We start from the raw sequence: 8851 nt of genomic DNA on the forward strand, positions 1-8851 counted from the left end.
GTTGATCCCTACCTTTTCCCCGCAAGGGGACGGAAACTAGGCACCTTGGGCAAAGACAGTCTCAGGGCTTACGGCTTTTTCCGACTTCTAGGCGGGATCCTTATCGAGCAGATGAGGGATCCATCGTGTCGGGTGCAGAATGAAGGGCTCGCCGGGCCAGTTTGGCATAGGTCTTCACCGTCTCGTAGGGCATCTCCAGGTCGGCGGCAATCTGCTGCAAGCTCTCTCCTAGCTCTCGTCGGGCCAAGATTGTTGCCCAAAGTTGGGCCGTCTTTTCGGCGCGGGATCCCCCTTGGCGCTGCCGCTGACTGAGGAAGAGGGCGCTCAGCTCCTCGATGCGCCGGGTCAGTTGCTCTTCCCGGCAAAGGACGGGGGTGGCGGGCAGCTCTTCGGCCAGCCAACCGAGGCGGGTTTGCCCCAGCCCAAAGGGGGTTTTGTGGCCGGTGCCGCAGTAGGGGGCGAAGAGGATCAGGGCCTGGAGCTGCTGCTGCAACAGTTCAGACGCGCGCGAGGAAACCGCCAACTGTACACAGCCAACGAAGCCCGTCACGGATCCCTGGCGACCGGCGGTGGTTTTAACCGATTCCAGCCGGTGCCGCTGGATGACCACTTCCCCATCCACCCAATCCAGAAAAGGTTCTACCTCGATGGGCAGGCCGGAAAAATCGTTCCAACGGCGCAAATAGCTGTGGAACAGGTTGCGAGGCACCGGCAGCGGCAAATGGTGGCCGCGGTGGCGAAAGCTGGTGGGCGAGATGAAAGAGAGGCTCCAGGAGCGATGGACAAGGGGCTGCTCCAGCAGTTGACGGTAGGTGCGCGGGGGGATCGAGATCTTCCATCCCAGGATTTGCAGCGGGGATCCGCGCAACTCCAGCCAGGGGGGCAGCCGTCGGCACCATTCCCGCAGCCACTCCACCACTTGGGGGTTGAGGGCGGTGATCGACCAGCGGAAGGGGATCTGGGGCGGGATCAGCAGTCGCCCACTCTGCTCGCGGAAGGGCCCCATCAGCCGGGAGAGGGTGAAGGGTTTTTCCGATTCTCCGTCGTGCAAATAGGCAGATAGCTGCGGATCCATCTGCTGCACCTCGCCCAAAAACCAGGCGTGCAGCCCTTTAGCGTAGTGGGGATCCAACAGGTAGGGCTGAGGGGCCTGCACTTCCAGGGTGATCCCCACCAGCTCGGATCCCGCCGGCCACTTGCCGCTTTCTGCTCCGGCGATGGGTGGCTCTGAAAAACTCAACTTGGTCAGCATAGGCCCAGCCAATTTTTGCTCATCCCCAGTCAATAGCAGCCCCCAACCAAAATCAACCCAGAGCCACTTTTCCTTTGAGAGGATTTGAGAAGGGATCCCTTCCAATTTGCTTTACCTTTAAATCGCTGGCTGGGCCAACCGAAAAAAGTCTTGAATCTGTTGGCAATGGATCTAAATCGGCCTATACTGTCTCCCAGTCTGGAACTGCAAAATGCAACCATCAGTCACTGCTGTCGCCTCTCTCTGTCGGCTGCGATTCTCTGCCCGCGTGGCTGCTATGGCCGACGCCGTCTTTTTGAAGCGCCTTTGGTTTTTATGAAGGATTTGTGAAGTTCAAGGATCGCCCCAGTCAAAAGTCGGGTTCGGATTTGCCCGCAGGCACAGAAGCTGCGTTCTATTCTTTTTTGCCAGGTGTTGTCCATGACCGCTACCTCCTCTACCTCCCCCGTGCCCATCGCCTTGGCCTGGTGCCTGGCTTGGGGAGAAGGGCGGGATCCCCAATTTCCCTTGCCGATTCTGCAGCAGATGGGCGCAGCCATCCGCACCGACGACGCAGCCGGGATCCCGGAAGCGCTGCAACCTCTTTGGGCGCAGGTGCGCCAATTTCAGGAGAGCGTGGCGGCCACAACCTTTCCCAAAACCTTGGCAGAGCTGCAATCGCGCTATCCGGAGCTGTGGCGGCAGACCAGCCGCATCGGCTTGGTTTACGGGGGGGCCACCAAGATCAAGGGCTACGTCTTCGAGTCCGCCAAACTGCCGGAAATCCGCGGCGCCTCGGCCCTGTTGGATCGCATTAACCTGGTGGATCTGCCCGCCTTCTTCGGGGATCCTGAGCAAACCTACTTGGGGTGGGAAGCCTTGGGGAAGGAGTCTCAAGCAGAGCTAAGGGACTACGTGAACCGGCGGATCCGGCCCTGGCTGCAGCAGCACTACCCGGCTTTGGCGCAGGCTCTCATTCCGGAGCTCCTCATCTACTCCACCGGCGGCAACCTCTTGGCCTTCTGCCCGGCGGCCTATGTGGACGACCTCTGCGAGGCCATTGAGCGCCGCTACACCGAAGAAACCCTCACCGCCAACGCCTGTGCCGTGGGATCCGCCTTTCGGCTGCTGGAGCTGCGCTACGGCCTGCTGCGGGATCCCATCGAACGCACCCCCTGGCTGGACTGGTTGGCCCAACACCAGGCCCACCCCCTGGTGAGGGCCTACTTCGGAGATGGCAGCGAAGCCAGCTTCCAGGCCCGCAAAAGTTTCAACGAGCTGGTGGGCCACCTGGCTGCCCGCTTCCAGCACCGCCGCAACGGCAATCCGGATCCCGGTCGTCCCAGCCGCGCCCATCCTACCTTTTTTGAAACCCACCCCTACCTGCGCCGCGACAGCACCGACCGCCGCCCGGCCCTGGCCAAAGCCGACCTGCCAGGTCAGCCCTGGCTCTCGGAGGCCACGGCCCGCAAAGCGCTGGTGGGCCGCCAGGCCAAGCGCCTGGAGACAGGCCAGCAGGGGTGGTTCCGCAAATTCCCCAATTGGGATCCCGGCTTTGTGGAAAGCTGGGTAACGCGATTTGCCCGCTTCCTCGACTCTCCCGCCGGCGAGCCCTACCGGGAGCGCTATTTGCAGCCCTACAGGGGATCCGGCCCCGGCGAGGCGCAATCGCTGCGGGAAGTGGCCAACGCCAGCCAGGGCTTTGTGGCCTACCTCTACGCCGACGGCAACAATATGGGCGGCTACGTGCAGCAGATCCAAACCCCAGAGGCCTACCGGCAATTTAGCCACGACGTTTCCGAGGCCACGGAACAAGCCGTTTACCGCGCCCTTGCCCAGCACCTGCAGGCGCACCGGCTGCGGGGCCTGCCGCCGGATCCGGAAAGCGGCAGAGACCGCAACGGCGAGTGGATCCACCCCTTCGAGATCCTGACCATCGGCGGGGACGATGTGCTGATGGTGGTGCCGGCCCACAAGGCTCTGGAGATCGCCGCCACCTTTTGTGAGCAATTCGAGCAGATCCTGCTGGCCAAATCGGCCACCTACGCCGCTCGCTCCCTCGGCCAGGTGCCGCACCGCTACCCGGCCGACAGCCCAGACCAGCTCTGTCGGCTCTCCACCTCGGCAGGCGTGCTGTTTGCCTCGGAAGACACCCCCATCTACTATGCCGAAAGGCTGACCGAACAACTGTTGAAATCTGCCAAAAGCCGCGCCAAAAAGCTGAAGCCCCGCGACCAAGACTTCTCGGTGGCCACCATCGACTTTCTCTCTTTGAAATCGGTGACTTTGATCGCCTCCAGCATCCAGGATTTTCGCCAGCAGGCCCTGGAGATCCGCCAGAACGGCCACCTCCTCAAGCTCTACGCCGGCCCCTACACCGTCCCGGAGATCCGCGGGCTGCTGAGAACGGTGCAAGCTTTGCAGGCGGCGGATTTTCCCCGCTCCCAGCTCTACCAAATCCGCGGCTTTTTGGAAAAAGGCAAGCGCACCGCCACCCTCAACTACCTCTACTTCCGCACCCGGCTGGGCCAAAAAGGGCAGCCGCTGATCGAGGCCTTTGAACGCACCTGGTGCAAGGCCAAAACCAACGACGGCCACCTCCCCCCCTGGATGTACGTGGCGGCGGAGGGGGAACCCACCTACGAGACCATCTGGCGGGATTTGGTGGATCTGTACGCTTTTGTGCAAAAACAGCCCCAGGTCGAGGGCCGGCCCGTTCCTGTGGAGGTGAAGTGATGGTTCGGCTGGCAGAGCTGCCCCAAACGAGCACCTCTATCCCTTTGAAGGCCACCCTCGCCTCGGCCCTGGCGGTGGGATCCGGCGGCTCCAGCGGCTCCCTGGCGGACAAGCCCCTGCTCAAGGATGCCTACGGCAGGCTGCTCATCCCCGGCTCCCAGTTGAAGGGAAGGCTGCGCCACGAGTGCGAAAAGCTGGCCCGCGGCCTCGGCTGGGCCATTTGCCGCTCCCCCGACCCCGATCGCATGTGTCCCAAGCGGGAGGGGAGCGACGGCCACTTCGACCGTCCTGAATACCAGGTCGAGGGCTACGCCGGATCCCATTGCCTGGTCTGCCAGATCTTCGGCAATCCGGCCCTGCCTTCCCGCCTCTGGGTAGAGGATCTTGTCTGTGAGGTGCCGCCGACGGCGCTGGAAGCGGCCCTCCGCCCAGGAGTCACCCTCAACCGCCGCCGCCGCACCGCCGAGGATCAGCGGCTCTACCTCATCGAGACCTCGCCGGCAGCCGAGCTGATCTTCTCCGGATCCCTGCAGCTTTTGCCCGACTGCCCTCCCTGGGGCAAGGCCCTGCTGCGGGCGGCCCTGCACCACATTGGGGCGCTGGGGGGCAGCAAATCTGCAGGCTTGGGTTGGTTGCACTGGGATCCCCAGTCTCTAGCTGCCCTGCAGCCCAATGATGCAGATTGGGCCTTTTTGGCCGGAGGAGGGAGCTGATGGAGGCCATTGAACTCACGCTCACTGCCGAGTCTCCCCTGGCCATCGGTCGGCAAAAGCCGGGCGGCTCCATCAGCGAGGCCCAGGACTTCATTCCCGGCAGCGTGATCCGGGGGGCCTTGGCCGACCTCCTGCTCCGCCAAAGCCGGCGCCGCCCCGGCGAGGCCCTGACAGGAGATCTGGCTGCCCTGTTCACGGAGACCCGTCCGGCGGTGTTTACCCATGCCTATCCGGGATCCGGCAGCCGGGTTTTGCCGGCCACGGCCTTCAGCTCCAAAAACAACCCCGGCTTCCGCTCAGAGGCGGGCAAAACGGGGGTGTTCGACACACTGCTGGATCGCTTCTGCTCGCAGCGGCTGGGGATCCCCTTTGATCCGGCAGAGCCGGATGGCTCCGGAGGCAGGGTGGAGCCCTTCGGCGGCTTTTACAGCCAGGAGGGGGGATCCCGCTACCGAAGGGTGTCCGTGTCCAAGCGCCTGCTCACGCGGGTGGGGATCAACCGCCGCCGCGCCACCGCCGCCGACCAGATCCTCTACAGCCTGGAGGTGATCAACGAGGGCCGGGCTGGGCGAGATGGGAGCTTGCAGCCTTCCCTCTTCAGCGGCCACATCTATCTGCAGGATCGCGAGCTGGCAGCAGCCCTCGCCGGCTACCTCAACACCCACGCCCGCCGTTTGTCCTTGGGAGGGGGGGTGTCGCGGGGGCTGGGCCGGGTCAGCCTCGCTGCTCGACACCTGAGGAACCCGAAGCCCTCCCTGGCTGAGCGGGTGACAGCCTTTAACCAAAAGCTGCAGCAGCGCTGGAAACAATGGCAGGTGTTTGGGGATCCCTGGCAGCCCTTGCCGCCGGAGCGGCAGTACTTCTCCATCGGGCTGCAGTCGGGGGCCATCCTCAAGGAACGCTGGCAGCGCACCACTGTGCTCACGCCGTCAATGCTCCAGGAAGAGGCCAACTGTGAGGACAGATCCCTGGTCTTGGAGCTGGCCTGCAGCAGCTACGCCTATGTTTCCGGCTGGAACGCCGCCTGGGGGCTTTTTAAAGATGTAGAGCTGGTTACAACCCAGGGCAGCGTCTTCCTGCTGAGCACCACGCAAATGGAGCGCTGGATCTCGATTTTGGCGGAGATGGAATACTGGGGCATCGGGGAGCGAACCGCGGAAGGATTTGGCCAAATTGAGGTCTGTAGTCTGTTCCATCATCATTTCTGGGAGAACCCGCTATGACCTTCGCCACCAGCGAGAGCAAACTGGAGCAAAAACAGGAACTTGAGATCCAGCGGCAAATTCGGCTGGCCGAAGATGAGCTGGTCGCCAGAATCCAAACCGCCTTGGATAACTTTAAAGGTTTGGACAAATTGGAAGAGGCCCAGTACCGCAATTTGTTGCATGTGGCAGCTTCCACCGAAAGCTCAGAGGTGATCAAGAACTTCTTGCGCTACCAGATGGGGCGAGACGAAAAGTGGGGTCGGGGCAAGAACTCCTTGGCCGAAGCCATCATCCAAGACATCGACAACTGGATCCATCAAAAGGCCCTCGCCATTGCCGAGGCAGCCGGCGTTGAGAAAACATCCCCCAAAGTCAACGAGATCAAAATCGACTTGATCCGGCGTTACCTAGGCTATGGGGCGCGCTACCTCAAGTACAAGCGAGAAGGGGGAGGATCTTAAGCCATGACCAGTTGTGCCCTTGAGGGTGTCGTCTCAACCTTTCGGCTCAGCCAGTTGAAAATCATCCCCATCCTGTTTGCCGAAGCCGCAGTGGAGCCTTAACTTCAGCCTTAACCTGATTTGAGGGAACGATGTTCGACGTTTTCAAAAACCGCTTGGAGATCACCGGCACGCTCACCACCGTGACCGCCCTGCACATCGGGGTGGGCCGCTCCACCGAGCCCATCGGCTCCGATCTGCCGGTTCTCAAAGACGCGCTGGGCCGCCCGCTCATCCCCGGCTCCAGCCTCAAGGGGGCGCTGCGCTCCCGCCTGGAGAGTTTTTTGCGCGGCATCGATCCGGCGCTGGCCAGGGATCCCAGCGAGTTGACCAGTAGCGAGCAAGTCCGGTTGGTCAACCAAATTAAGAACACCTACAAAGACGACGACGCAACCCTGACGCAAAAGCTGATCGAGGCCACCGACTGGGTCTCGCAGGCGTTTGGATCCCCTTGGCTGGCGGGCAAGGTGCAGATCCGCGATTTGCCGGTGGTGCGGGAAGCCTGGTTTGGCCAGTACCAAGAGCGGGATGGTGTGGCCATCGATCGGGATACGGAGACGGCGGCAGAGGGCAAGCTCTACGACTTTCAAGTGGTGCCGGCCAACACCCCCTTTCAGTTCCATGCCGTTGTCGAAAATGCCGAAGCATGGGAGCTGGGCCTGCTGGCCATCGGCTTGCACCAATTGGAAACGGAGCAGATCCCCTTGGGAGGGGGGCGCTCCCGCGGCTTGGGGGTCGTCCGCCTGGAGATCGGGGCGGTCTATTGGTTTGACTCAGAAGGGGATCCGCGGCGGCTGCTGACCTATCTGCAAGAGCTGGTGGCCGGAGAGCGGCACCCCCTCAGCCCGGAAGAGGCTGCTGCCTTGCGCCAAGACTGGGTGGAAGCCCTGGTTGCCAAACTAACCGCTGTCGCTCCCGTCGGCCCCCGCAGCTAGCGCAAGGGCTGGGCGAAAACCCTCTTGTTCCTCTTCAGTGAAGGATCCCAGGCCATGCACAAGCGCTACGTTAACCACTGCACCCTCTGCCTCACCCTCAAGCCGGATGGCCCTGTGCTCATCAAAGCGGGCAAACAAGGGGCGGATCCGACAAAACCCGATATGGAGTTTGTGGAAACCTATCGCGGCGGCGGGCGGACAGTCTATTTTCCCGGCAGCTCCCTCAAAGGGGCCATTCGCGCCCACGCCGAGCGCATTGTCCGAACGGTGGGCGGCGACAGACGGCCTGAGGGGAACAAGTTGCAACTCTGGGCCAGCGATCCCCTCGACCAAAAGGCCAACCAGTGGCTGGAAAAAATTGCAGAGTCCCACCGAGTTTACGCCCTCTCTTCTTTTACGGACCAGATGTTTGGCAACACGGCCATCGCCAGCCGGGTGCGCATCGAGGATGCCTATCCCAAGCCGGGGACACCTCTGCGGCTGGAGGAACGCAACGGGGTGGCCATCGATCGCGTCTTCGGGTCGGTGGCGGTGGGGCCGTTTAGCTACCAAGTCTGTGTCGAGGGATCCTTTCAAACCAAGATTCACCTGAAAAACTTTACCCTGGCGCAACTGGGCCTGCTGGGGCTGGTGCTGCGGGATCTGGACGAAGGATGGTTTGGGATCGGCTTTGCCAAATCCCGCGGCATGGGCCGCGTTCGGGTGGAGTACGAGTGGGCGACGGTGGACTACCCGGGCTGCCTGGTGGAGGAGGGGAGCCAGGAGCTACGGCTGCTGGGATCCCAGCTTGCCTGGCCAAGGGGATCCCTGCTGGGGGCGGGCGAGTTTCTCAGTCCAGAAGAGGCGGGCAAATACGGCTTTGCCAAACCCGATCGCCAGTTAGTGCCGGTGGGGGCGGAGCCGATGCCCTTGGGCTTTGGGGCGCGGCTGACCTGGGAGCAAACGTCTGAGGCCAAGGTGGAGCACCTGCTGGCCGCCGCCGTTAAAAGTTGGGCCCAGCTCTTGCAAACGGAGGCCAAAGCGGTATGAAACCAGCCTACGTAGCCGCCTACAAGGTTCAGGATCTGGCCGCTTGCAACGGCGGGACGGCGTCCTCGCTTTCCGAGATCCTCTCGGCCTGTTTTGCCGCCGCCGAAGAAACCTACACCTTTTTGCGCTGGCCCCACCGCGTCAGCGGCATTCAGGTGGGGATCCCGCCAGATCTGGTCTGTCAAGAGGGACAGGTCTTCTGCCAACAACGGGAGTTGCGCTGGAAAAGCACCCCCCGCGGCTGGGATCTGCTGTATCTGGGGATCCAACCTCCTCCCGACTTCTTTGTGCCGCTGGCCGGGGAGTGGCAGGGGGAGGATCGCGAGGCCGACCTGTACGGATCCCAAAGTCCGGAAACCCGCTTCCCCCAAGGTCTCAGCTATCCGAGGTCTCTCAAGCTGGGCCAGCGCTACTTTCGCGATGGGCGCACCGCCCGCGTTCACTTTGTTGCTCTCATCCCGAGGTCAAGATGACTCCCCAAGGCCCCCGACCCTTGCCCGCC

Annotated in this window: 8 protein-coding genes; 7 read left to right on the plus strand and 1 reads right to left on the minus strand. The window is 62.5% G+C overall.

Annotated features, from left to right (window positions below):
* Positions 1 to 100: 100 nt before the first annotated feature.
* Entirely contained in the window at positions 101 to 1252 is a 1152-nt protein-coding gene (gene cas6, locus NW853_RS00740) for a CRISPR-associated endoribonuclease Cas6 (RefSeq protein WP_414347151.1), read from the minus strand.
* Positions 1253 to 1672: 420 nt separating this feature from the next.
* On the opposite strand from cas6, the gene cas10 reads away from it, so the two are divergent.
* The 7 genes from cas10 to NW853_RS00775 all read left to right on the plus strand — a co-directional run bounded on the left by cas10 (position 1673) and on the right by NW853_RS00775 (position 8822).
* On the plus strand, positions 1673 to 3967 hold the full coding sequence (gene cas10, locus NW853_RS00745; RefSeq protein ID WP_414347152.1) for a type III-B CRISPR-associated protein Cas10/Cmr2: 2295 nt from the start codon (positions 1673 to 1675) through the stop codon (positions 3965 to 3967).
* Positions 3967 to 4680: an RAMP superfamily CRISPR-associated protein gene (locus NW853_RS00750; RefSeq protein WP_414347154.1), complete on the plus strand. Its 714-nt coding sequence runs from the start codon at positions 3967 to 3969 to the stop codon at positions 4678 to 4680. The genes cas10 and NW853_RS00750 overlap by 1 nt, the downstream gene beginning before the upstream one ends.
* Positions 4680 to 5903: a CRISPR-associated RAMP protein Csx10 gene (csx10, locus tag NW853_RS00755; protein ID WP_414347156.1), complete on the plus strand. Its 1224-nt coding sequence runs from the start codon at positions 4680 to 4682 to the stop codon at positions 5901 to 5903. The genes NW853_RS00750 and csx10 overlap by 1 nt, the downstream gene beginning before the upstream one ends.
* The gene (locus NW853_RS00760) at positions 5900 to 6346 is read left to right on the plus strand and encodes a hypothetical protein (RefSeq protein WP_414347158.1); all 447 of its coding nucleotides are present in this window, start codon (positions 5900 to 5902) and stop codon (positions 6344 to 6346) included. Before csx10 ends, NW853_RS00760 begins: the two co-directional genes overlap by 4 nt.
* 131 nt (positions 6347 to 6477) lie before the next feature.
* Entirely contained in the window at positions 6478 to 7320 is an 843-nt protein-coding gene (gene csx7, locus NW853_RS00765; RefSeq protein WP_414334139.1) for a CRISPR-associated RAMP protein Csx7, read from the plus strand.
* A 54-nt stretch (positions 7321 to 7374) separates the two neighbouring features.
* A complete protein-coding gene (locus NW853_RS00770) occupies positions 7375 to 8349 on the plus strand; it encodes an RAMP superfamily CRISPR-associated protein (RefSeq protein WP_414334140.1) in 975 nt (324 codons plus the stop codon).
* Complete coding sequence (locus tag NW853_RS00775; protein ID WP_414334141.1) at positions 8346 to 8822, plus strand: hypothetical protein; 477 nt, start codon at positions 8346 to 8348, stop codon at positions 8820 to 8822. Before NW853_RS00770 ends, NW853_RS00775 begins: the two co-directional genes overlap by 4 nt.
* Positions 8823 to 8851: the final 29 nt, after the last annotated feature.

This window comes from Synechococcus sp. H55.11, from assembly GCF_047462475.1.
GTDB lineage: Bacteria > Cyanobacteriota > Cyanobacteriia > Thermostichales > Thermostichaceae > Thermostichus.